Source organism: Pantoea sp. WMus005 (assembly GCF_013415305.1).
Classification (GTDB): domain Bacteria; phylum Pseudomonadota; class Gammaproteobacteria; order Enterobacterales; family Enterobacteriaceae; genus Pantoea; species Pantoea rara.
The window spans coordinates 536,691-559,052 of the sequence record NZ_JACBXU010000001.1; the positions used below are offsets into that span (position 1 = coordinate 536,691).

At 57.4% G+C, this 22,362-nt stretch carries 22 protein-coding genes and 1 other annotated feature; of the genes, 8 read left to right on the forward strand and 14 right to left on the reverse strand.

What is annotated here, in order from left to right:
* Window positions 1-103: 103 nt before the first annotated feature.
* From hisIE to hisL, 9 genes are all read right to left on the reverse strand, one after another.
* Entirely contained in the window at window positions 104-715 is a 612-nt protein-coding gene (gene hisIE, locus HZZ01_RS02315) for a bifunctional phosphoribosyl-AMP cyclohydrolase/phosphoribosyl-ATP diphosphatase HisIE (RefSeq protein WP_179895336.1), read from the reverse strand.
* The gene (gene hisF / locus HZZ01_RS02320; RefSeq protein WP_004571310.1) at window positions 709-1,485 is read right to left on the reverse strand and encodes an imidazole glycerol phosphate synthase subunit HisF; all 777 of its coding nucleotides are present in this window, start codon (window positions 1,483-1,485) and stop codon (window positions 709-711) included. The genes hisIE and hisF overlap by 7 nt, the downstream gene beginning before the upstream one ends.
* Complete coding sequence (gene hisA / locus HZZ01_RS02325) at window positions 1,467-2,204, reverse strand: 1-(5-phosphoribosyl)-5-[(5-phosphoribosylamino)methylideneamino]imidazole-4-carboxamide isomerase (RefSeq protein ID WP_179895337.1); 738 nt, start codon at window positions 2,202-2,204, stop codon at window positions 1,467-1,469. Before hisA ends, hisF begins: the two co-directional genes overlap by 19 nt.
* Window positions 2,204-2,794 carry an imidazole glycerol phosphate synthase subunit HisH gene (gene hisH, locus HZZ01_RS02330; protein ID WP_008926061.1) on the reverse strand — a complete coding sequence of 197 codons (591 nt, stop codon included), beginning with the start codon at window positions 2,792-2,794 and terminating at the stop codon, window positions 2,204-2,206. Before hisH ends, hisA begins: the two co-directional genes overlap by 1 nt.
* Complete coding sequence (gene hisB / locus HZZ01_RS02335) at window positions 2,794-3,861, reverse strand: bifunctional histidinol-phosphatase/imidazoleglycerol-phosphate dehydratase HisB (protein ID WP_179895338.1); 1,068 nt, start codon at window positions 3,859-3,861, stop codon at window positions 2,794-2,796. The genes hisH and hisB overlap by 1 nt, the downstream gene beginning before the upstream one ends.
* Window positions 3,858-4,934, reverse strand: coding sequence for a histidinol-phosphate transaminase (gene hisC / locus HZZ01_RS02340; protein WP_179895339.1), 1,077 nt, complete (start codon window positions 4,932-4,934; stop codon window positions 3,858-3,860). Before hisC ends, hisB begins: the two co-directional genes overlap by 4 nt.
* Window positions 4,931-6,235 (reverse strand): histidinol dehydrogenase, encoded by a 1,305-nt coding sequence (hisD, locus tag HZZ01_RS02345; protein ID WP_179895340.1) that lies wholly within the window; start codon window positions 6,233-6,235, stop codon window positions 4,931-4,933. The genes hisC and hisD overlap by 4 nt, the downstream gene beginning before the upstream one ends.
* A gap of 3 nt (window positions 6,236-6,238) precedes the next feature.
* Window positions 6,239-7,138, reverse strand: coding sequence for an ATP phosphoribosyltransferase (hisG, locus tag HZZ01_RS02350; RefSeq protein ID WP_179895341.1), 900 nt, complete (start codon window positions 7,136-7,138; stop codon window positions 6,239-6,241).
* Between the two features lie 48 nt (window positions 7,139-7,186).
* Window positions 7,187-7,307, reverse strand: a sequence feature (His leader region).
* A complete protein-coding gene (hisL, locus tag HZZ01_RS02355) occupies window positions 7,283-7,330 on the reverse strand; it encodes a his operon leader peptide (protein WP_100396937.1) in 48 nt (15 codons plus the stop codon). (Overlaps the previous feature by 25 nt.)
* 179 nt (window positions 7,331-7,509) lie before the next feature.
* Between hisL and HZZ01_RS02360 the strand changes: the two genes are divergently transcribed.
* The gene (locus HZZ01_RS02360; protein WP_179895342.1) at window positions 7,510-8,337 is read left to right on the forward strand and encodes an SDR family oxidoreductase; all 828 of its coding nucleotides are present in this window, start codon (window positions 7,510-7,512) and stop codon (window positions 8,335-8,337) included.
* Window positions 8,338-8,506: 169 nt separating this feature from the next.
* On the opposite strand, the gene HZZ01_RS02365 is transcribed toward HZZ01_RS02360, so the two are convergent.
* The 3 genes from HZZ01_RS02365 to puuD are packed head-to-tail and all read right to left on the reverse strand — an operon-like array spanning window position 8,507 to window position 11,121.
* Window positions 8,507-9,784: an FAD-binding oxidoreductase gene (locus tag HZZ01_RS02365; protein ID WP_179895343.1), complete on the reverse strand. Its 1,278-nt coding sequence runs from the start codon at window positions 9,782-9,784 to the stop codon at window positions 8,507-8,509.
* A 19-nt stretch (window positions 9,785-9,803) separates the two neighbouring features.
* Window positions 9,804-10,361 (reverse strand): HTH-type transcriptional regulator PuuR, encoded by a 558-nt coding sequence (gene puuR / locus HZZ01_RS02370; RefSeq protein WP_179895344.1) that lies wholly within the window; start codon window positions 10,359-10,361, stop codon window positions 9,804-9,806.
* Window positions 10,354-11,121 carry a gamma-glutamyl-gamma-aminobutyrate hydrolase gene (gene puuD / locus HZZ01_RS02375; protein WP_179895345.1) on the reverse strand — a complete coding sequence of 256 codons (768 nt, stop codon included), beginning with the start codon at window positions 11,119-11,121 and terminating at the stop codon, window positions 10,354-10,356. The genes puuR and puuD overlap by 8 nt, the downstream gene beginning before the upstream one ends.
* A 204-nt stretch (window positions 11,122-11,325) precedes the next feature.
* Here puuD and HZZ01_RS02380 point away from each other — a divergent pair, with 204 nt between their 5' ends.
* Both HZZ01_RS02380 and HZZ01_RS02385 read left to right on the forward strand, forming a co-directional pair.
* Window positions 11,326-12,741 carry a glutamine synthetase family protein gene (locus HZZ01_RS02380; RefSeq protein ID WP_218928045.1) on the forward strand — a complete coding sequence of 472 codons (1,416 nt, stop codon included), beginning with the start codon at window positions 11,326-11,328 and terminating at the stop codon, window positions 12,739-12,741.
* Window positions 12,742-13,143: 402 nt separating this feature from the next.
* Window positions 13,144-14,502, forward strand: coding sequence for an APC family permease (locus HZZ01_RS02385; protein WP_179895346.1), 1,359 nt, complete (start codon window positions 13,144-13,146; stop codon window positions 14,500-14,502).
* A gap of 49 nt (window positions 14,503-14,551) precedes the next feature.
* On the opposite strand, the gene ygbI is transcribed toward HZZ01_RS02385, so the two are convergent.
* The gene (ygbI, locus tag HZZ01_RS02390) at window positions 14,552-15,313 is read right to left on the reverse strand and encodes a DNA-binding transcriptional repressor YgbI (protein WP_179895347.1); all 762 of its coding nucleotides are present in this window, start codon (window positions 15,311-15,313) and stop codon (window positions 14,552-14,554) included.
* A 267-nt stretch (window positions 15,314-15,580) separates the two neighbouring features.
* On the opposite strand from ygbI, the gene ltnD reads away from it, so the two are divergent.
* From ltnD to HZZ01_RS02415, 5 genes are all read left to right on the forward strand, one after another.
* A complete protein-coding gene (gene ltnD / locus HZZ01_RS02395) occupies window positions 15,581-16,486 on the forward strand; it encodes an L-threonate dehydrogenase (protein WP_179895348.1) in 906 nt (301 codons plus the stop codon).
* A complete protein-coding gene (otnK, locus tag HZZ01_RS02400) occupies window positions 16,486-17,748 on the forward strand; it encodes a 3-oxo-tetronate kinase (RefSeq protein ID WP_179895349.1) in 1,263 nt (420 codons plus the stop codon). Before ltnD ends, otnK begins: the two co-directional genes overlap by 1 nt.
* Window positions 17,741-18,385 (forward strand): aldolase, encoded by a 645-nt coding sequence (locus HZZ01_RS02405; protein ID WP_179895350.1) that lies wholly within the window; start codon window positions 17,741-17,743, stop codon window positions 18,383-18,385. The genes otnK and HZZ01_RS02405 overlap by 8 nt, the downstream gene beginning before the upstream one ends.
* Window positions 18,385-19,170, forward strand: a complete 786-nt coding sequence (locus HZZ01_RS02410) for an HPr family phosphocarrier protein (RefSeq protein ID WP_179895351.1) — start codon at window positions 18,385-18,387, stop codon at window positions 19,168-19,170. The genes HZZ01_RS02405 and HZZ01_RS02410 overlap by 1 nt, the downstream gene beginning before the upstream one ends.
* 124 nt (window positions 19,171-19,294) lie before the next feature.
* Window positions 19,295-20,650 (forward strand): GntP family transporter, encoded by a 1,356-nt coding sequence (locus HZZ01_RS02415; protein ID WP_179895352.1) that lies wholly within the window; start codon window positions 19,295-19,297, stop codon window positions 20,648-20,650.
* A 60-nt stretch (window positions 20,651-20,710) separates the two neighbouring features.
* Here the strand turns inward: HZZ01_RS02415 and sbcB are convergent, their stop codons facing one another.
* On the reverse strand, window positions 20,711-22,138 hold the full coding sequence (gene sbcB / locus HZZ01_RS02420; protein WP_179895353.1) for an exodeoxyribonuclease I: 1,428 nt from the start codon (window positions 22,136-22,138) through the stop codon (window positions 20,711-20,713).
* Window positions 22,139-22,362 lie beyond the last annotated feature (224 nt).

Genomic DNA, 22,362 nt, shown 5'->3' on the forward strand with positions numbered 1-22,362 from the left:
TGAGGTTTGAGTCGCCGTTATTGTGCGGGATGGGGGTGAGGATTGAGAAGGATTCTGCTCAGAATCCGTATAAAAACGAAATTCTGAGCAGGTTATTGCACCGTTACTTATGGCGGGCGCGCAGGTTGTTGATCACGGCACTGAAGTCCAGATCCTGATCCTGCAACAACACCATCAGGTGATAAACCAGGTCTGACGCTTCATTGGTCAGCTCATCCCGATCGTTGACGGTAGCCGCCAGCGCGGTCTCAACGCCTTCTTCGCCCACTTTCTGCGCGATGCGCTTGGTGCCGCTGGCGTAAAGCCGTGCGGTGTAGGAGCTTTCAGGGTCGGCCGTTTTGCGCGACGCCAGCAGCTCTTCCAGCTGATAGAGGAAGGTCCATTCCGGTACGGCCGGTGAAAAGCAGCTGGTGGTGCCCAGATGGCAGGTCGGGCCAATCGGGTTCGCCAGCACCAGCAGCGTGTCGTTGTCGCAGTCAGGCGTAATGCTCACCACCTGCAAAAAGTTGCCCGAGGTCTCGCCTTTGGTCCACAGACGGTTTTTGGTGCGGGAGAAAAAGGTGACATTGCCTTCTGCCAGCGTTTTTTCCAGCGCCTCTGGGTTCATGTAGCCATGCATCAGCACTTCGCCTGAGACGCTGTGCTGAACGATGACCGGCATCATGCCCTGTGTTTTGTCCCAATCGAGAAGAGCCTGTTGTTGTTCAGTTAGCACGCGCGAATCTCCACTCCGTTGTCGATCAGAAAGCTCTTCAGCTCGCCAATATTAATAATCTGCTTATGGAATACTGAGGCGGCTAAAGCACCATCCACATTTGCCTCAGTAAACGCGTCAAGGAAGTGCTGCATCGTGCCTGCGCCGCCAGAGGCGATCAGCGGGACGTTGCAGACCTCACGCATTTTCTTCAGCTGCACCAGGTCATAGCCGTTACGCACGCCATCCTGATTCATCATGTTCAGTACGATCTCGCCGGCGCCCAGCTTCTGCACTTCCTGCACCCACTCCAGCGTTTCCCACTGTGTCACGCGGGTACGCGCTTCGTCACCGGTGTACTGATTCACCTGATACTTGCCACTGGCTTCGTCAAACCAGGTATCGATGCCGACCACAATACACTGCACGCCAAAACGATCCGCGAGGCGGGTGATAAGTGAGGGATCGGCCAGCGCTGGTGAGTTAATCGAAATCTTATCCGCACCAAACTCCAGAATGCGCGCCGCGTCTTCCGGCGTTTTAATACCGCCTGCCACGCAGAACGGAATATCGATCACTTCCGCAACGCGTGACACCCAGCTTTTATCGACGACGCGGCCATCAGATGAGGCGGTGATGTCATAGAACACCAGTTCGTCAGCACCTTCGGCAGCATAGCGCTGCGCCAGCGGCACGATGTCGCCGATGATCTCGTGATTGCGAAACTGTACGCCTTTAACCACCTGGCCGTCACGTACGTCCAGGCAGGGAATTATCCGTTTTGCCAGCATGCGATCGCCTCCGAAACTGTGAATTTATCTTCCAGCAGCGCACGTCCGACAATTACGCCCTGAACGCCGCTGCCGCGCAGGGCGGCGATATCATTGAGATCGCCAATGCCCCCCGAGGACTGGAAAGCAATTGCCGGGAAGCGCGCCGTGACTTCCTGATAGAGTGAAACATTGGAGCCGCTGAGGGTGCCGTCGCGCGAAATGTCGGTGCACAGCACGTGCTTCAGACCCACCTGCTGAAAATCAGTAATCACTTCTTCCAGCGTTACGCCCGCCGCTTCCTGCCAGCCACTGATCGCTATTTCCTTGCGGTTGCTGGCATCAATGCGTACGTCCAGCGCGAGCACAATCGCCTCTGCGCCAAACTCCGCAAACCACTGCTTTACCTCTTCAGGCTGTTTCACCGCGGTGGAACCAACCACCACACGACTTGCGCCGGCTTCCAGCAGCGCGTGAACATCGTCCCGGCTGCGAATGCCACCACCGACCTGTACCGTGACATCAACGCCGTTGAGCAGGGTTTTCAGCAGCGCAATCTGGCGTTTCGCCGGATCTTTCGCACCGGTTAAATCCACCAGATGCAGCACGGTCGCGCCCTGGCTTACATAATCCTGCAGACGGGGCAGCGGATCGCTGCCGTAATCGCGCTGCTGACCATAATCGCCCTGATGCAGACGAACCACTTTGCCGTCAATTAAATCTAACGCGGGGATAATCATTACATCTCCAGGAAGTTTTTCAGCAGCTGTGCGCCCGCTTTACCCGAGCGTTCCGGATGGAACTGGACGCCGAAGAAGTTATCTTTCTGCACCGCTGCCGTGAAGGCTTCACCGTAGTGACACTGGGCGATGGTGCTGGCGTTGACCGGCATCGCGTAGCTGTGGACGAAGTAAAAGTAGCAACCTTCATCGATGCCACGGAACAGATGATTGCCCGCCTGCGCGGTAATCTGGTTCCAGCCCATGTGCGGCAGCGGCAGTCCGTGGGTGTCCATTAATGACACCGGCTCATCGATAATGCCCAGCGTCGGCACGCCACCGTTTTCATCGCTGCCGCGTCCCAGCAGCTGCATACCCAGGCAAATCCCCAGCACCGGCTGGGTGCAGGCTTTCACCAGATCGATCAGGTCACGCTCTTCCAGCTGATTCATTGCCGCCTGTGCGGTGCCCACGCCTGGCAGGAACAGTTTGTCGGCGCGCAGCACCACATCAGGATCGCGGCTCACTTCCGGGGTATAGCCCAGACGTTCAATCGCCCATTTCACCGAGGAGAGGTTGGCACAACCGGTATCCATGATCACCACGTTCATCACAGCACTCCCTTCGAGCTCGGCAGGGTATTGCCCTCAACGCGGATCGCCTGGCGTAGCGTACGACCAAAGGCTTTAAACAGGCTTTCGACGCGGTGATGGTCGTTCTTGCCTTTGGTTTTCAGATGCAGGGTGCTCATCATGGCGTAAGAGAGCGAGCTGAAGAAGTGCTCAACCATCTCGGTGCTGAGGTCGCCCACGCGCTGATAGTTGAACTCCGCCTTAAACTCGATGTGCGGACGGCCGGAGATATCCAGCGCACAGCGCGCCAGACATTCATCCATCGGCAGCACAAAACCAAAACGGCCGATGCCGCGTTTGTCGCCCAGCGCTTTCAGCAGCGCTTCGCCCAGCGCCAGACCGGTATCTTCCACCGTGTGGTGATCGTCAATGTAGAGATCGCCTTTCACTTCGATATTCATGCGGAAGCCGCCGTGCACTGCAATCTGGTCCAGCATGTGGTCGAAGAAACCCACGCCGGTATTAATTTTGCTGCCGCCTTCGCGGTCCAGCCACAGTTCAACCCGCACCTGGGTTTCTTTGGTGTTGCGTTGCACCAGCGCATGGCGATCGCGCTGGGTCAGACGCTGCTGGATGGTCTGCCAGCTCTGGCCATCAGCGCCGTAGCGGATAGCCTGAATGCCCATGTTCTCCGCCAGCTGCACATCGGTCAGACGATCGCCAATCACATAGCTGCTGGCAGTATCCAGCGCACCCTCTGCCAGCCAGGCTTCCACCATTTTGGTTTTCGGCTTGCGGCAGTCGCAGTGATCATCCGGCATATGCGGGCAGATCAGCACATCATCAAACGCGATGCCCTGCGAGGTCAGAACCTGCATCATCAGATTGTGCGGGCCCTCGAAATCGGCCTGCGGGAAGCTGGGGGTGCCAAGACCATCCTGGTTAGTGATCATCACCAGACGATAACCGGCGGCCTGCAGCGCCAGCAGCGCCGGGATAACGTCTGGCTCAAAGGCCAGCTTATCCAGACGATCCACCTGAAAATCTTCAGGCGGCTCAGAGATTAATGTACCGTCACGGTCAATAAAAAGGGTCTTCTGGCTCATGCTTGCTCCACAGAAAAGGCTTGCAGCGCGGCGATCACTCGTTCGCACTCTTCACGCGTGCCGATGGAGATGCGCAGGCATCCCGACAGGCCCGGATTTTTGTTCTGATCACGCAGGATAATGCCCTGATCCCATAAGGTTTTGAAGACTTTTGGTGAATCGGTAAAGCGCGCCAGCACATAGTTGGTCTCGCTGGGGAAAACCTGCTCAACGCAGGCCAGCTGAGGCAGTTCGGACAGAAGCCAGCTGCGGTTCGCATTCAGCTCTGCAACATGTTCACGCATTAACGCAATACCCTGTTCACTCAGTGCCTGACCGGCCACATCGGCCACCGGCGTGGCCAGCGGGTAGGGCGCGATCACCTTCATCAGCAGGTCGATCACCGGCTTATTCGCCAGCGCAAAGCCACAGCGCAGGCCCGCCAGCGCAAAGGCTTTTGAAAGGGTACGCAGGATCACCAGATGCGGATAATCCTTCAGCCAGCCGGTCAGCGTTGCCTGCGGGCAGAACTCAATATAGGCCTCATCGGCCACCACCAGCGCTTTACCGGCAGTCATTGTCAGCAGCTGGTGGATGTCGTCCTGATTAATCAGGTTGCCGGTCGGGTTGTTCGGACTGCAAAGATAAACGACTTTGACGCCATCCAGCTGTTCCGCAATAGCAGGCAGATTCAGCTGCCAGTCGCTGAGCGCCGGGACGGTACGGTATTCAATGCCAATGGTTTCGGCGCTGACGCTGTACATGCCATAGGTCGGTGGGCAGAACAGAATCGCATCCTGCCCCGGCTCACAAAAGGCGCGCATGATCAGTTCGATGGCTTCATCTGCGCCACGGCTTACCAGCACCTGCTCCGGCGTTAATCCTGCGTAAGCGGCATAGCGCTCAATCACTATTTTCGGCTGACATTCCGGATAGCGGTTCAGCGTCTGCTGCGACAGCTCAAATGGCACCGGCAGCGGAAACTCGTTGGCATTGAGCCAGACATCGCCGTTACCCCCCAGACGACGCGCCGACATATAGGGCGTCAGAGCGCGCACATTGGCGCGCGCCAGCTGCTCAATATCCTGACTCATGCTTGCTCCTTCAGTGCGGCAACGCGCAGGGTGACGGCATTTTTGTGGGCATCCAGCTGCTCGGCGGCGGCCAGCGTTTCAATCGTGGCGGCCAGATTCAGGAAGCCCTGCGGCGTCAGCTCCTGCACCGTCATGCGTTTCTGGAAATCGGCCAGGCCCAGGCTGGAACAGGTCGAGGTATAACCGTAGGTCGGTAACACGTGGTTGGTGCCCGAAGCGTAGTCGCCTGCGGACTCCGGCGACCAGTCGCCTAAGAATACCGAACCGGCGCTGGTGATTGACTCCACCAGTTCGCGCGGCTGGCGGGTCTGCAGAATCAGGTGTTCCGGGCCGTAAAGATTAGAGATGGCGACACACTGCTCAAGGTCGCGGGCCACAATCAGGCGGCTGCTCTCCAGCGCCTGACGCGCCGTGGCCGCACGCGGCAACTGCGCCAGCTGTTGCTCAACCGCCACCGCGACCGCGTCGGCCAGCTTTAACGACGGCGTCAGAAGAATCACCTGCGAGTCGGGGCCATGTTCGGCCTGTGAGAGCAGATCAGACGCGACAAACGCGGGGGTGGCACCTTCATCAGCAATCACCAGCACTTCTGACGGACCGGCGGGCATGTCAATCGCCGCGCCATCAAGACGCTGACTCACCTGACGTTTCGCTTCGGTCACCCAGGCATTGCCCGGACCAAAAATCTTGTCGACGCGCGGCACGGTTTCAGTGCCGAAGGCCAGCGCGGCGATAGCCTGCGCGCCGCCCACCTGGAATACCTCCTCTACACCGCACAGTTGCGCGGCATAGAGGATTTCATCGGCAATCGGCGGGGGTGAACAGAGCACGACACGGCCACAACCGGCGATACGGGCAGGTGTCGCCAGCATCAGCACAGTAGAGAAGAGCGGGGCGGAGCCACCAGGAATATAGAGTCCGACTGATTTCACCGGGCGGGTGATCTGCTGGCAGCGTACGCCAGGCTGCGTTTCCACATCCACCGGCGGCAGAATCTGCGCATTGTGGAACGTTTCGATATTCCCCACCGCGACGGCCATCGCCTGCTTCAGCTCGTCACTCAGGCGAGCGCTGGCTTCTGCGATTTGCTGCGGCGTCACGCGCAGGTTTTCCACCTGCGCGTTGTCGAAGCGGGCGCTGAACTCGCGCAGGGCGTCATCACCGTTCAGCTTTACCTGCTCCAGCACATTACGCACTGTCAGTGTGACGTTTTCAGACGCTGCGATGGCAGGACGTAACAGCAGCGCCTGCTGCTGTTCGGGGGTGCACTGCTGCCAGTCAATCGGGGTAGAAAAGGCCATGGCTTACTCCATCATCTTCTCAATAGGCAGCACCAGAATTGAACTGGCACCCAGCGCTTTCAGTTTTTCCATGGTTTCCCAGAACAGAGTTTCGCTGCTGACCATGTGCATGGCCACGCGGCTGACATCGCCTGCCAGCGGCAGGACGGTCGGGCGCTCAGCGCCAGGCAGCAGGCTGATCACTTCCTCCAGGCGTTCACTCGGCGCGTGCAGCATGATGTACTTCGATTCACGCGCTTTAATCACGCCCTGAATACGCGTCATCATCTTGTCGATCAACTCCTGCTTGGCGGCAGGCATCTCGCCGTCACGCTGAATCAACACCGCTTTTGAACGGTAGATCACTTCTACTTCGCGCAGGCCATTGGCTTCCAGCGTGGCACCGGTGGAGACCAGATCGCAGATGGCGTCTGCCAGACCGGCGCGGGTCGCCACTTCTACAGAGCCGTTCAGTAAACAGGTTTTGAAGCTGACGTTTTTCTTGTCGAGGTACTGTTTGAGCAGGTGTGGATAGGAGGTGGCGATACGGGATTTATCGAGGCATTCCGGGCCGGTGTATTCGGCGTCTGTCGCCATCGCCAGCGACAGACGGCAGCCGCCGAAGTCCAGGCGGCGCAGCGTAAAGTAACGCGGATCGTCACCCTGGGCACGGCGCGAAAGCAGCTCTTCTTCCAGCACGTTCTCACCGATGATGCCTAAATCCACTACGCCATCCATCACAAGGCCAGGGATATCGTCATCACGCACACGCAGGATGTCGATCGGCATGTTCTCCGCAAACGCAATCAGGCGCTGTTGCTGAAGGTTGATTTTAACGCCGCAGCGCGCCAGCAGTTCGCGTGAATCATCACTTAAACGGCCGGATTTCTGCATAGCTATGCGTAAACGGGTGTTATCTAACATGGTTCCTGTCCTCTTAATCCTGTCCTGAATGTGTGGTTACGTCAGCCCATAAAAAAACCCCCGGAAGACGATCTTCCGGGGGTTCTCTTGCGTTCACACCACTGGAAGATCTTGAAAGTCTTCCAGCACCAATCGCCTGAAAGACTAGTCAGGATGATGGTGGTGATGATGGTTGAACTGAACGCGTGTCATAATAATCTCGTCGATGAATGAGTATTCATTTGTGGGGTTTAACCTAGCGAAGATGGCTGCGCTTGGCAACACTTTTTTAAACAGGCGGTTCGGAAAGCGCTGAAACAGGTTGTTCTGGTTTGCAATCCGGGGGCAAACTACGGTGAAGTCAGGGTTGATGTTTCACGTCAGGAGTCAAAATGAAGAAGGTCGCGATTGTGGGACTGGGCTGGTTGGGTATGCCGCTGGCCACGGCGTTAACCGCGCGAGGCTGGCAGGTCACCGGCAGCAAAACCACGCCAGATGGTGTTGAAGCCGCACGCCGCTGCGGCATTGAGGCGTTCCAGCTGGAACTGACGCCGGAACTGCTGTGTGATGCCGCCGATATTGAGCCGCTGTTCGATGTAGATGCGCTGATCGTCACGCTGCCCGCCAGCCGGACCGCAGAAGGTGGCGAGGCCTATCTGCAGGCGGTGCAGAATGTGGTCGACACCGCGCTGGTGTATAAAGTGCCGCGCATCATCTTTACCAGCTCAACGTCAGTTTATGGCGGCAGCTCCGGCGTTAAGCGGGAAAACAGCCCGCTGATGGCAGAAACGGTGGCGGGAAAGACGCTGGTTAAACTGGAGAACTGGCTGCACGATCTGCCTGGGACCAGCGTAGATATTCTGCGTCTGTCCGGTCTGGTGGGGCCAAAACGCCATCCGGGCCGCTTCCTGGCGGGTAAGCAGGATGTAGCGAATGGCTCGCAGGGCGTGAATCTGGTGCATCTGGATGATGTGGTCGAGGCGATTACGCTGCTGCTGCAGTCGCCGAAAGGAGGGCGGGTTTACAACCTTAGTGCGCCAAAACATCCGACGCGTGACACCTTCTATCCTGCGGTTACGCGCCAGCTTGGCCTGCAACCGCCGCAGTTCGCGCCAGAAGCCGTCAAAGACAGTGGCAAGCTGATTGATGGTTCGCGAATCTGTAGCGAACTCGGTTTTGAGTACCGCTATGACGATCCGGTGAAGATGCCGCTGGAATAACAAGCGGCAAGGATTGTTGCGGGGGCAGGGCGCCCCCGCTGGATTATCGCCGCCTTTGAATTGCCTTCATAGTTACAACATACTTTTAAAGCGTCATCTGCAGAGCAGAATGTGCCCCGCAGCCAGACCGGTGTTCACCAGGCCAGACAGCAAAGTCTGGCCCTCAGTCTCACACCCCTAATCGATCCCTTAGCGCATACCACACTGCGCCCATCGCCGTCAGCGGCACTTTAAAGCGCCGGCCACCAGGAAACGGCAGGTGAGGCAGGCGGGCGAAGGCATCAAACCGTTCGGCGTCGCCGCGTAACACTTCGCTGATCAGCTTGCCGGAGAGATGCGTGCTGGTCACGCCGTGACCGCTGTCGCCCTGCATGAAATAGACATTTTTTTCCAGCCGGCCAAACTGCGGCATACGCGACAAAGTCAGCAGGAAATTGCCGCTCCAGCTGAAGTCCAGCTTCACGTTCTGTAACTGCGGGAAAGTGCGGAGCAGCTTGGGTCGTATTAACGCTTCAATATCCGCCGGTTCGCGCGCGCCATAGACGACGCCACCGCCATACAGCAGCCGGTTGTCGGCGGTCAGACGGAAGTAATCCAGCAGGTAGTTGCAATCCTCCACACAGTAGTTATTCGGCATCAGCGACAACGCCTGGTCAGGCGTCAGCGGCTCGGTTGCCACAATCTGCGATCCGCACGGCATGCTTTTTCTGCTGAGGCGAGGCTCCAGTTGCGGTGACAGATAGGCGTTACCGGCGAAGATCACAAACGTCGCGCTGACCTCGCCCTGAGCGGTTTTCACCCGGTTAGGCGTGCCATAAACCACCTCTGTCGCGGCGGACTGCTCATAGATGCGTCCACCATGACGCCGGATGGCCTCTGCTTCACCCAGTGCCAGGTTCAGCGGATGCAGATGACCGCCGCGCCGATCCAGCAGTCCACCAACGTAGCGTTCGGTGGCGACTTCGCGGCGAATGCCGCGTTCGTCCAGCAATTCCAGATCGTAATTTCCATACTGTTGCCACAACGCTTTCTGTTTCTGCAGATGCGCCATCTGGCGCGCATTCAGGGCTGCAAACACGCCGCCAGGCCGGTAGTCGCACTCAATCGCATACCGCTTAATGCGATCGCGGATAATCTCAGCGCCTTCAAACATCATGCCGCCCAGCATGCGGGCGCTTTCTTTGCCGTAGCGCTGCTCAATCACATCCACGTCGCGACTGTAGGAGTTCACCACCTGACCACCGTTACGCCCGCTGGCACCAAAGCCAACGCGGGCCGCTTCAAGCACGACCACGTCGTAGCCGACCTCGGTCAGATGCAGCGCCGCTGAGAGACCGGTAAAACCGCCGCCAATAATACAGACGTCACACTGAATGCTGTCCTGTAAGGTCGGCCAGGGCGCATGCGGATTGGCAGTCGCTGCGTAATAACTCTCCACATAATTCATAACACTCTCCGGAATGCGCCTAAAAGTTGGCTGGCGTATGGGCACTGACAATGCGGCAGGGAATTTCAGCACGGTTGGTGAAGCTGTGCGGTAAGCCAGTATCAATTACATAGCTCTCTCCCGCAGAGAGATGAAACTGCTGTCCGTTAATGACCAGCGTAATTTCTCCTTCCAGCAAAGTACCGGTCTCCTCGCCGGGATGACGCAGCTTCTCGCCGGTGCTTGCGCCGGGTTGATAGGTTTCCAGCAGCATACCCAGCGTACGCTGCGGACGACCGTTGTCGACCAGCTTCAGTGAAACACCCTGGCTGCCAATCTCAAGCAGGTCGCTGGCACGGACAATCACCTTCGGCTCCGCATCCGCTTTAGGTTCCGAGAAGAATTCTGACAACGACAGTCCATAAACTTTCAGCAGCTTCTGCAGCGTGCTGACCGCCGGGCTGACCTTATCCTGCTCAATGGTGCTGATGGCGCTGTGGGTCAGTCCGGCCAGTTCGGCAACCCGACGTTGCGACAGCCCCATCGTCTGCCGGATCTGCGCCAGCCGTCGTCCCGGTGCCAGCGTGGCATCACTCATCTGCTTTTCCCCTGTGATAGCGAATGGCGGCCTGAATAAAGCCGCTGAACAACGCCTGCGATCCTGCCGTGCTTTCCGGTTGCCACTCGGGATGCCACTGCACCGCCAGGGCAAAGGGATGATGGCGAAGACTCACCGCCTCAATCAGGCCATCCGGCGCGCGCGCTTCAACGCGCAGTTGCGGGCCTGGCTCACGTACGCCCTGATGATGCAGAGAATTGACCCTTAGCGGGCTATCACTGTCGAGTAAGGTCGCCAGCACGCCATCCGGTTCGATAGAGACCTGATGTGCCGGCGCGTACTGCTGATCCAGTGGCAGCGTCTCATCTTCATGATGACGCTGAAACGGCGGCTGCCCGCTGACCTCCCTCCACAGCGCACCCCCATTGGCCACCACCAGCTCCTGCATACCACGGCAAATCCCGAACATCGGCATTTTGTGGCTGGTGGCCCAGGTAACCAACTGAAAGGCAAGACGGTCCCGGCCGGGATCGGCATGCGGCTCTTCGCCTGTTTCGCCATAATGCCAGGGTTCGATATTGCTGGGGCTGCCAGTCAGCAGCAGGCCATCCAGAACAGCCATAGCGTTTTCTAATAGATGAGGGGCATGCATCAGACTGTGGGGCAGGGCCAGCGGCACGCCACCCGCAAGGACAATCGCATCCATGTACTTGTTGTGGACCGTCTGGGTTAAGTGACCCCCCAGATCTTTCTGGCACATCACTACGCCAATCAACGGCTTGTCAAAAATAATGCCCATCTCACGTCCTCGCATCGCTGGTCGAAATATCTACCGAAAGGGCACGTCTGGCGGTTAAGTGTGCAATATTTTTTCAATCTAGCAATCCGGTGGTTGTTCTTCAAACAGATTTGTTACATTTGCACACTTTTTATGTTGGCGCTATGTTAGTGGTGTGGCTGTTATTTTGAGCATTACGCAAACCTAATAGGGGCGGGTGAGATCATGACTAACCTGGTAGAAGTAGAAGACTTTATGCTTCACAGTGAAGAGAAGCGAACCAGCGCGTTCCAGCATGAGGTGAAAACCTGGCTGGAGCGCCATCCTGAAACGCAGTACGTCGACATCCTGTTAAATGATTTAAATGGTGTATTCCGCGGCAAGCGCATTCCTATCTCTGCGCTGTCTAAGCTGGAAAAAGGGTGTTATTTCCCCGCCTCTGTGTTTGCCATGGATATCCTCGGCAACACAGTAGAAGAAGCGGGACTCGGCCAGTCACTGGGCGAACCCGATAATCTTTGCCTGCCCGTCTCCGGTACCTTAGTTCCCTCTGCTTCTGACCCTCAACACATTGCGCAATTGTTGTTAACCATGTGCAACCAAGATGGCACTCCCTTTGACGTTGAACCCCGGAATGTCCTTAACCGGCTGTGGCAACAGCTGCGTAACCGAGGTCTGTTCCCGGTGGTAGCGGTAGAGCTGGAGTTCTATCTGGTGGACAAAAAGCGCGATGCTGAGGGCTTTATTCAGCCACCGTGTTCGCCCGGCAGTGATGAACGCAATATGCAGAGCCAGGTTTATTCGGTGGATAACCTCGATCACTTCGCCGATGTGCTGCGCGATATCGACGATCTGGCGCGTCAGCAGGGCATCCCGGCCGATGGCGCGCTGGCGGAAGCCTCGCCCGGACAGTTTGAAATTAACCTGCATCATACCCGCGACGTGCTGCGTGCCTGCGACCACGCGGTGCAACTGAAGCGCCTGATTCGTCAGGTGGCGGAAAATCACGGTATGACCGCGACCTTTATGGCCAAGCCGTATGAGGAGTATGCGGGCAGCGGGATGCATGTGCATATCAGCATGCTGGATGCCGCGGACCACAACGCCTTCGCCTGTGACGACGGCAGCGATTCTCCGCTGATGAAACGGGCGCTGGCCGGCATGATCGACCTGATGCCGGCTTCGATGGCGCTGCTGGCACCCAATGTGAACGCCTATCGCCGCTTTGTCCCGGACGCCTATGTGCCGTTACAGGCTTCGTGGGGCCATAACAACCGGACTGTCGCGCTGCGCGTGCCCTGCGGTGATATCGACAATCACCGTATTGAGTATCGCGTGGCGGGTGCAGACGCTAACCCCTATCTGGTGGTATCGGCTATCCTGGCCGGGATGCTGCACGGGCTGGATACCCAGTTGCCGCTACCGCATCCGGTCACCGGTAACGGCCACCATGCTGAGGGGCTGGCACTGCCCATCCGCCAGAGCGATGCACTGTATGAATTTGACAGCAGTTATCCGTTGCAGAAGTTACTGGGCGAGCGTTTTGCCAGGGTCTGGCACAGTTGCAAGCATCATGAACTGATGCAGTTTGAGCGGCTGATTACGTCTACGGAAATCGACTGGATGTTGAAAAACGCCTGAAACGCCGGTTATCGGGTATTTATGCGCGCTTTTTTTGCATAACATGCCCCAGCGGCTTGTATTCCTGCCACCGGTTAGGGCAGAATACGCGGCCTGCAAAATCAGATGATAACCGACGCTTCACGCGCCGGTTATTTTTTTGCATCCTGTTTTATAAAAGCGTTTTTGCTGACTTAACCGAGGCCGGGCACGCACCCGGATAGATAAACACTGAAAACACGCGTAAGCGTGAGATTGAGGATTAAAAGATGGGGATGTTTTTCACTCTGCCAGCCAACGCTGGTACGCGTTTTCGTGATGACTACGGCGCCGCGTTAACCGCTAACCTTACTCCCTGTCGCGTAATGCGCAGTTGCCCTGTGACCCAGCCCAGCCAGGTTGTTGTACAGGGGGGACTGAAGCATGTCGCTTAATACCTCCGCCGCACCGCAGCGTGCGCAGCTCAAAAAAACACTCACGTTACTTCCGGTCGTCATGATGGGCTTAGCCTACATGCAGCCTATGACCCTGTTCGATACCTTTGGCATCGTTTCTGGTCTGACCGAGGGTCACGTCGCCACCGCTTATGCTTTCGCGCTGATTGCGATTCTGTTCACTGCCGTGAGTTACGGTAAGCTGGTACGCCGCTTCCCCTCTGCGGGCTCCGCTTATACCTATGCTCAGAAGGCGATCAGTCCGCACGTCGGCTTTATGGTCGGCTGGTCATCTCTGCTGGACTACCTGTTCATGCCGATGATCAACATCCTGCTGGCTAAAAACTATTTCGAATCACTGGTGCCGGGCATTCCGTCGTGGATTTTCGTGGTGTTGCTGGTCGGATTTATGACGCTCTCTAACCTTAAGGGCATCAAAACTGTTGCGAACTTCAACAGTGTGATTGTGGTGCTGCAGGTGGTTGTCATGGTCGGGATTACCGCGATGGTGATCTACGGTGTGGCAAGCGGCGTCGGCTCCGGCACGCTGGTGAGCAGCCGTCCATTCTGGTCTGAGAATGCGCATGTGGTGCCGATGATTACCGGTGCGACGATACTCTGCTTCTCGTTCCTCGGCTTTGATGGCATCAGTTCGCTGTCGGAAGAGACCAAAGATGCAGAACGCACCATCCCGCGCGCCATTTTCCTGACTGCGCTGATTGGGGGGGTGATCTTTATCGCGGCGTCTTACTTCCTGCAGCTTTACTTCCCGGACATCACTCGCTTCCAGCATCCGGACTCCTCACAGCCTGAAATCATGCTGTTCGTGGCTGGTAAAGCGTTGCAGGTCGGCATCCTGATCTTCTCGGTGGTCACGGTGCTGGCATCCGGTATGGCAGCGCACGCTGGCGTATCGCGTCTGATGTATGTGATGGGGCGTGATGGCGTGTTCCCGGAGCGTTTCTTCGGTTACATCCATCCAAAATGGCGTACCCCGTCGCTCAACGTGCTGCTGGTCGGTGCGATTGCGCTGATGGCGATTAACTTTGACCTGGTGACGGCAACCGCGCTGATTAACTTTGGTGCGCTGGTGGCGTTTACCTTCGTGAACCTGTCGGTGATCGCGCAGTTCTGGGTCCGTGAGAAGCGTAACCGTACGCTGAAAGATCACGTTCAGTATCTGATCCTGCCGCTGCTGGGTGCACTGACGGTCGGTGCGCTGTGGGTAAACCTGGAAGAGAGTTCTATGGAGCTGGGCCTGATCTGGGCCGCCATCGGGATTATCTACCTGGCCTTTGTGACCCGCAGCTTCCGTAATCCGGTGCCGCAGTTCAGCGAAGAAGTTTAATCGCGCTAACGTTGCCGCCTTCCTGGTCTTCCGGAAAGGCGGCAACCGTTTAACTGGCCAGTATCAGCTCCCAGCTACCCGCACTCAGCCATTCCTGCCCTGCATCACTCAGCTTTTTGTCGGTCACCACCACATCAAACTTCTCCAGCGGTAACGCCAGAAACGTCGCAATCCTGTTGTACTTCGAACTGTCACTCAGCAACACGCGTTTGCTGCTGACCTCACTCACTGCCTGCTTCACCGTGACTTTATCCTCATCCGGCGTAAACAAGCCTCGCGGCCCCCAGCAGGAAGCGGAAATAAAGGCAATATCGATGGCCAGATGACGCAGGCTTCGTGCCGCCGACTCGCCGACACACGAGCGGTTCTCCCGGCATACGGTGCCGCCAGTATGAATAACCCGGCACTGACTCGCCTCCATCAGCAGATTCGCCACCATAAAATCATTGGTCACCACCAGCAAATCATCCCGATCCACCAGCTCTCTTGCCAGTGCTAACGTCGTGGTCCCGGCATCCAGATAGATGCAGCTGTTACGCGGTATATGCCGCGCTGCGGTACGACCAATGGCGCGCTTTTCATCGTTGTAGAGCGCGCTTTTCGTCAGATGTGACGGTTCAGCCGCCAGCCGATCAGCAGAGCGCACACCGCCCGAAACCGATAACACCGCACCTTGCTCCTCCAGTTTCTGTACATCGCGGCGTATGGTCATGTGTGACACACCCAGCCGCTCTGTGAGTTCTGCAATGCTCACCACGCCACGATCGGCAACCAGCGCCAGAATCTGCTGATGACGTTCAACCGGAATCATATCGGCTCCCTGATAATTATCATTTTTTCACATTATAAAGTATCTGCCAGTTAACCAGAACAAAAAATAACAGCTGAAATCACAACGATGCCTGCTTTTTCAGGGGTTCGGTGCCGTTGTGGCTGAGTATACGGTGATGTTAAAAATTGTTCTCGTTCACAAGGGTAATGGTTTTTTGTGAGGCCGGGCACATTTTTACCGACAGGAAGCTGGCAGGATTAACAGTAACAAACAAATAATCACTTAATTTAACAGTGGAGGCGTAACGTGCCAGCTGAAAACATCTGTGTTATCGGGTTAGGTTCTATGGGCATGGGTGCCGCGAAATCCTGTCTGCGTGCCGGTCTTAATACCTGGGGTGTCGATTTAAACCCGGAAGCACTTGAGCGTTTACGCCAGGCTGGCGCGCGCGATGCGCAGCCATCCGCCTCAGCCTTCGCTGACCAGCTCGATGCCATTTTATTGCTGGTAGTGAATGCGCAGCAGGTGAACGCCATTCTGTTCGGTGAAGCGGGACTGGCTGCAAAACTGCGTCCAGGCACGGTAGTGATGGTCTCTTCCACGCTGTCCGCTCTGGATGCGCAACAGATTGAAAAGCGGCTCGCCGAACACCAGCTGCTGATGCTGGATGCCCCGGTTTCTGGCGGCGCGGCCAAAGCGGCCAGCGGTGAGATGACCGTGATGGCCTCAGGCAGTGACGCGGCCTTTGCACAACTGCAACCGGTGCTGGATGCCGTCGCGGCCAAAGTATATCGCGTGGGCAGTGAGATCGGCCTGGGTTCAACGGTCAAAATTATTCATCAGTTGCTGGCGGGAGTTCACATCGCGGTGGGCGCAGAAGCGATGGCGCTGGCGGCGCGTGCCGGCATCCCGCTGGAAACCATGTATGAAGTCGTCACCAATGCGGCGGGCAATTCATGGATGTTCGAAAACCGCATGCGACATGTGGTAGACGGCGACTACAGCCCAAAATCGGCGGTCGATATCTTTGTGAAAGACCTCAACCTGGTGGCCGATACCGCGAAGTCGCTGCACTTCCCGCTGCCGCTGGCCTCAACCGCACTCAATATGTTCACCGAAGCCAGTAACGCCGGTTATGGCCGTGAAGATGACAGCGCCGTGATTAAAATCTTCAGCGGCATCACGCTGCCGCAGGCCAGGGAGAAACACTGATGCGTCTTGGTGTCATAGCAGACGATTTTACCGGTGCCACGGACATCGCCAGTTTTCTGGTGCAGAACGGGCTGACCACCATTCAGTTCAACGGCATCCCCGTCAGTGAAGAAATCACCGAGGCACAGGCGATTGTGGTCAGTCTTAAGAGCCGGTCCTGCCCCGCAGAGCAGGCGGTTACCCGGTCGCTGGCTGCGCTGGCATGGCTGCAGAAGCAGGGCTGCGAGCGCTTTTATTTCAAATATTGCTCCACCTTTGACAGCACCACAGAGGGCAATATTGGGCCTGTGACTGACGCCCTGATGAAAGCACTGGGTGAAACGCAGACGGTCATCTGTCCGGCGCTGCCAGTGAATGGGCGCACCGTCTACCAGGGCTATCTCTTTGTTGGCGACCAGCTGCTGTCAGATTCCGGGATGCGGCATCATCCGGTCACGCCAATGCACGACAGCAACCTGCTGCGTCTGATGACGTCGCAGGCGACAGGCAAAGCCGGGCTGATCGCGGCGGCGCAGGTCGATCAGGGCGCAGAGTCAGTGCGTCAGGCACTGGGCCAGCTGGCGGCGCAGGGGATCAACTATGTCGTGACTGACACTCTGCATCAGGCGCATTTGTTGACGCTGGGCGCGGCGCTGAGTGAGATGCGGCTGGTCACCGGCGGGTCCGGGCTGGCTATCGGTCTGGCACGTCAGTGGGCGACGGCGGAGACCGACGCTGAGGCGGAGCAGGCAGGCCGTCCACAGGGCGATCGCACCGTGGTGCTTTCCGGTTCCTGCTCGCAGATGACCAATCGTCAGGTGGCCGCGTACCGCCAGCTGGCACCGGCCTGCGAAGTAGAGATTGAACACTGTCTGGAAGATGTCGGGGATTATGCCCGTCAGCTGTGCGACTGGGTGGAAGCAAACAGTCAGCAGACGCTGGCACCGATGCTTTTTGCCACCGCCGACGCGCACCAATTGCAGGTGATTCAGCAGCGCTATGGTGCGCAGCGCAGCAGCGAGGCCGTTGAGCAACTTTTCGCGGCGGTTACCCGCGAGCTGAAACAGCGCGGCTGGCAGCGCTTTATCGTGGCGGGCGGAGAAACCTCCGGCGTGGTCGCGCAGAGCCTGGGTGTTACGGCCTTTCACATCGGCCCGACGATTTCGCCCGGCGTGCCCTGGGTTCGCGACATTCATCAGCCGCTCTCTCTGGCGCTGAAATCGGGAAATTTTGGCGACGAAGATTTCTTCCGCCGCGCGCAAACGGAGTTCACTTATGACTGACACTTTTTCTTTAGCGGAGCAGCAGGCGCGTGACGAGATGGTACGTCTTGGCGCCTCGTTCTTTCAGCGCGGCTATGCCACCGGCTCGGCGGGCAACCTCTCGATGCTGCTGGAGGATGGCAATCTGCTGGCGACACCTACCGGCTCCTGCCTTGGTGAATTAAAGAGTGACCGGCTGTCGAAAGTGACGCCTGAAGGTGAATGGCTCTCCGGCGATAAACCCTCCAAAGAGATAGCGTTTCACCGCGCGCTCTACCTGAATAATCCTGAGTGCAGGGCGGTGGTGCATCTGCATAGTCACTACCTGACAGCACTCTCCTGTTTACAGGGGCTGGACCCGGACAACTGCATTCGCCCGTTTACCCCCTATGTGGTGATGCGGGTCGGTGACGTGCCGGTCGTGCCGTATTACAAGCCGGGTGATGGACGACTGGCTGAGGATCTGGCGGCGCTGGCCCCGCGCTACCGCGCTTTCCTGCTGGCGAATCACGGTCCGGTGGTGGTGGGCAAGTCATTACAGGAAGCGGCAGATAACACCGAAGAGCTGGAAGAGACCGCCCGATTGATCTTTACCCTGGGCGACCGCCCGATTCGTTATCTCGATGATGCCGAAGTGGCGGAATTAAGGAGCCGATAATGCCGAAGTTTGCTGCTAACCTCTCGACACAGTTCACAGAATTTCCGTTTGCTGAACGCTTCGCTGCAGCGGCTGAAGCCGGTTTCACGGCGGTCGAATTTCTGTTTCCTTATGACTATCCCGCTGCGCAGATAAAACAGTGGCTCGATGATAACCAGCTGCAACTGGTGCTGTTCAATACTGCCCCGGGCAACGTCGCGGCGGGCGAGTGGGGCGTCTCCGCCATCCCCGGACGGGAAGCAGAAGCAAAGGCGGATATCGATCGCGCCCTGAGCTATGCGCTTGCACTGAACTGTCCGCAGGTTCACATCATGGCTGCGACGGTGCCACCCGGTGCCGACCGCCAGCGCTATGTTGAGACCTTTATCAGCAACATGCGTTATGCGGCTGAGTGCTTTGCGCCGCACGGCATCATCCTGCTGATTGAAGCGCTCAACCCGACAACGAAACCCAACTATCTCTATGCCAGTCAGTATCAGACACTGGAGATGGTCGGGCAGATCGACCGGCCCAATGTCTTCACTCAGCTCGACCTGTTCCATGCGCAGCGGGTGGACGGCAACCTCAGCCATCTGATTCGCCACTATGCCGGACGCTATCGCCACGTACAGATTGCGTCGGCACCGGATCGCCATGAGCCGGATGAGGGGGAAGTTAATTATCCCTGGCTCTTCTCACTGCTGGATGAGGTTGGCTATTCCGGCTGGGTGGGCTGCGAGTATATCCCGCGCGGCAACACGACCGAGGGCCTTGGCTGGTTTGCGCCCTGGAAGATAAAAGCCTGATTTAACGCGCTGTAAAAACCGGTGTTTCGGCACCGGTAGGAGGCGGCTTGCCTTTTTCTTGCCCTGCACCTGCTATTTCTCTACGCCGATAACCCAAAAAATATAACAATTTCTGAGGTTTACTATGTCCACCGCACTGCTGTTAGCCATAGCGACCGCCAGCATCGTGATTCTGCTGCTGCTGGTCATCAAAGCCAAAGTTCATCCGTTTGTCGCCCTGTTAATTGTCAGCCTGCTGGTGGCTATCGCAACCGGCATTCCGGCTGAAAAAATCATGGAAACGATTATCACCGGGATGGGCGGACTGCTCGGTCACATCACCATCATCATCGTGCTGGGTGCCATGCTCGGCGCAATAATTGAAGCCTCGGGCGGGGCTGAATCGCTGGCGCAACGCTTCAGTAAAACGCTGGGGCTGAAGCGAACCGTTGCGGCATTGACCATGGCGGCCTTTATTCTGGGTATTCCGGTGTTTTTCGAAGTGGGCTTTATCATCGTCATCCCGCTGATTTATGGCTTCACCAAAGTGGCGCGTGTCTCACCGCTTAAGTTTGGCCTGCCAATGGCGGGCGTAATGCTGACGGTGCATGTGGCGCTGCCAACCCATCCGGGCGCAGCGGCTGCGGCCGGGATCCTGCACACCGACATGGGATGGCTGATGATACTGGGTATCGCGATTTCAGTGCCGGTCGGGATCATCGGTTACTACGTGGCGAAGGTCATGAACCGTCGCCATTATCATCTGTCGGTCGACGTGCTGGAACAGTTGCAGATGGCGAAGCCTGAGGGACAGGAAAAGAAAAATGAGCCAGCACCGCCCGGCGCACTGACCATCAGCGGTCTGATTGTGGTGCCGATTGTGTTGATTGTACTGGGAACGCTATCCCATACGCTGCTGGCTGAGGGGAGTCTGCTGCGTAACGTCATGACCGTGATCGGTACGCCACCGATTGCTCTGCTGATTGCGTTTGGTCTGGCGGCCTGGCTGCTGGGCGTACGGCGTGGCTGGAGCAAAGATAAGCTGGAAGATCTGACTGGCCGGGCCATTCCCACCTCCGCCAGCGTGATTCTGGTGGCCGGTGCGGGTGGAGCATTCGGCAAAGTGCTGGTGGAGTCGGGCGTGGGTAAAGCGCTGGCGGTCACACTTGAAACGCTGCACCTGCCGCTGGTGCCGGCTGCGTTTATCCTGTCGCTGGCGCTACGCGCGTCACAGGGTTCAGCCACAGTAGCCATCCTGACCACCAGCGGTTTGCTGACGCAGGCGGTAACCGGCGTGACGGATATGCAACGGGTTCTGGTCACGCTGGCGGCCTGTTTCGGCGGCCTGGGACTGTCGCATGTCAATGATGCGGGTTTCTGGGTGGTGACCCGTTATCTCGGATTATCCGTCGCCGATGGTTTACGCACCTGGACGGTGCTGACGACAATAATGGGATTAAGCGGTTTTGCGCTGACCTGGCTGGCGTGGACCGTGCTCTGATTAATTGACATCAGACAATCTGACCCGGCAGGGGATGCCAGGTCAGATTGCTTTCGTGATTCAGGAAACCAGCTCCTGCGCATACAGATAAAGCGCTTTCAGCTGCCCCACCTTTTCTGCATCAGCTTCATGCAGATTGGCCAGTCCCTCCAGCTCCTGCATAAACGCCTGCACCCGCTCAGCGTTCAGCACTTCACGACGATGCTGCAACCAGCGTTGCTGCTCGGCATCATCCAGCGTGCCGGGGAAATTACGCGCCCGGTAACGGAACAGCAGTTTCGCCACGCGCTCACTTTCAAAGCTCAGATCCAGCGCAGGCAGATTCGCCGGCGCGGTCTGGCGGATAATATTCATCCCCGCGCGGTCGGCATCACTGAAGAAGCCATCATAGAGTTGCGTGTCCACGTCGTCTGACGGCGTAAATGGCTCCGCTTCGGCAAAAAGCGTGACCAGTTTTTCCCGTACATCCGGCTGCTGACGCAGCAGCGCCAGATTCGCCAGACAGTGCTGACGATCAATGCCCAGCCGGGCCGCATCTTCCGGGCGCAGCGTACTGGCAGGGGCCAGCACCGGACACTTATTGATATGCACCAGTTTGACCGGCACAGGGGGCAGATCGCCGAGATCGTTTTTCGGCGTATAAAGACGCTCACGCAGCGTGTCGGCATCCAGTTGCAGCAGCGGCGACATATCGCCCGCCAGATCCACCACAATCAGCGCGTTACGGTTATCAGGATGCCAGGCCAGCGGCACGATCCAGCTGGTGTTACCCCGCGCGGCACCGAACATGCCGGAGACATGAACCAGCGGCTTCATCTGCGGGATGTCGATCAGGTTCATCAGCTTGTTTTTGTTACGATGGGTAAACAAAAACTCAAACAGTTTGGGCTGCTTCTCTTTGACCAGTTTCGCCATCGCCAGCGTAGCGTACACATCGGACATCGCATCATGCGCATTTTCATGGGATACGCCGTTCGCTTTGGTCAGATGCTCCAGCCGGAAGCTGGGAAAGCCTTCTTCATTTTCCGGCCAGTTGATCCCTTCGGGGCGTAACGCATAACAGGCGCGCATCACGTCCAGCAGGTCCCAGCGTGAGTTGCCGTTTTGCCAGGCCCAGCCGTAAGGGTCATAAAAGTTGCGATAGAAGATATTACGCGTCACTTCATCATCGAAACGCACATTGTTGTAGCCCACCACACAGGTTTGCTCCGTGGTGAACAGCCCGTGGATGCGTTCAGCGAACGCTGCTTCGATCACGCCCCGACTCATCGCTATCTGTGGGGTGATGCCGGTAATCATCACGGCTTCAGGCTGGGGCAGATAGTCATCAGGAGGGCGGCAGTAAAACACTTCAGGCTCGCCAACCGGATTAAACTCACTGTCGGTGCGCAGGCCGGCAAACTGGGCTGGCCGGTCACGAGACGGGCTGGTGCCGAAGGTCTCATAATCGTGGAAGAGGAAAGTGGGCTGTACGCGGTCGTTATTCAAATTTCATATCCGTTCATTGCGTTCACTGACTTTATGAACAGAAAGCGAGTCACCGGCTTTCTGTTCGCTCTGAATCTCTCTGCGCGCAGCAGGGTGCGTTATGATCGTTCTGTCTGATGTGCGCTGACCGGGGTTCAGCCATACAGTGTCATTATAGCGGCCCATGGCTGCGCCTGACGCCATCCCTGTATGGTAAACCATATTCCGGCACGCCTGAAGTTAAG

Excerpts from the sequence above, each read along its gene's own strand:
- HZZ01_RS02360 (WP_179895342.1), top strand. The coding sequence starts at position 7,510 with ATGAAGAAGGTCGCGATTGTGGGACTGGGCTGGTTGGGTATGCCGCTG.
- hisB (WP_179895338.1), bottom strand. The coding sequence starts at position 3,861 with ATGAGCCAGAAGACCCTTTTTATTGACCGTGACGGTACATTAATCTCT.
- puuD (WP_179895345.1), bottom strand. The coding sequence starts at position 11,121 with ATGGGCATTATTTTTGACAAGCCGTTGATTGGCGTAGTGATGTGCCAG.
- hisF (WP_004571310.1), bottom strand. The coding sequence starts at position 1,485 with ATGCTGGCAAAACGGATAATTCCCTGCCTGGACGTACGTGACGGCCAG.
- puuR (WP_179895344.1), bottom strand. The coding sequence starts at position 10,361 with ATGAGTGATGCCACGCTGGCACCGGGACGACGGCTGGCGCAGATCCGG.
- HZZ01_RS02410 (WP_179895351.1), top strand. The coding sequence starts at position 18,385 with ATGCCGAAGTTTGCTGCTAACCTCTCGACACAGTTCACAGAATTTCCG.
- HZZ01_RS02385 (WP_179895346.1), top strand. The coding sequence starts at position 13,144 with ATGTCGCTTAATACCTCCGCCGCACCGCAGCGTGCGCAGCTCAAAAAA.
- hisG (WP_179895341.1), bottom strand. The coding sequence starts at position 7,138 with ATGTTAGATAACACCCGTTTACGCATAGCTATGCAGAAATCCGGCCGT.
- HZZ01_RS02365 (WP_179895343.1), bottom strand. The coding sequence starts at position 9,784 with ATGAATTATGTGGAGAGTTATTACGCAGCGACTGCCAATCCGCATGCG.
- HZZ01_RS02405 (WP_179895350.1), top strand. The coding sequence starts at position 17,741 with ATGACTGACACTTTTTCTTTAGCGGAGCAGCAGGCGCGTGACGAGATG.
- HZZ01_RS02380 (WP_218928045.1), top strand. The coding sequence starts at position 11,326 with ATGACTAACCTGGTAGAAGTAGAAGACTTTATGCTTCACAGTGAAGAG.
- HZZ01_RS02415 (WP_179895352.1), top strand. The coding sequence starts at position 19,295 with ATGTCCACCGCACTGCTGTTAGCCATAGCGACCGCCAGCATCGTGATT.
- hisA (WP_179895337.1), bottom strand. The coding sequence starts at position 2,204 with ATGATTATCCCCGCGTTAGATTTAATTGACGGCAAAGTGGTTCGTCTG.
- hisD (WP_179895340.1), bottom strand. The coding sequence starts at position 6,235 with ATGGCCTTTTCTACCCCGATTGACTGGCAGCAGTGCACCCCCGAACAG.
- otnK (WP_179895349.1), top strand. The coding sequence starts at position 16,486 with ATGCGTCTTGGTGTCATAGCAGACGATTTTACCGGTGCCACGGACATC.
- ygbI (WP_179895347.1), bottom strand. The coding sequence starts at position 15,313 with ATGATTCCGGTTGAACGTCATCAGCAGATTCTGGCGCTGGTTGCCGAT.
- hisC (WP_179895339.1), bottom strand. The coding sequence starts at position 4,934 with ATGAGTCAGGATATTGAGCAGCTGGCGCGCGCCAATGTGCGCGCTCTG.
- hisH (WP_008926061.1), bottom strand. The coding sequence starts at position 2,794 with ATGAACGTGGTGATCATGGATACCGGTTGTGCCAACCTCTCCTCGGTG.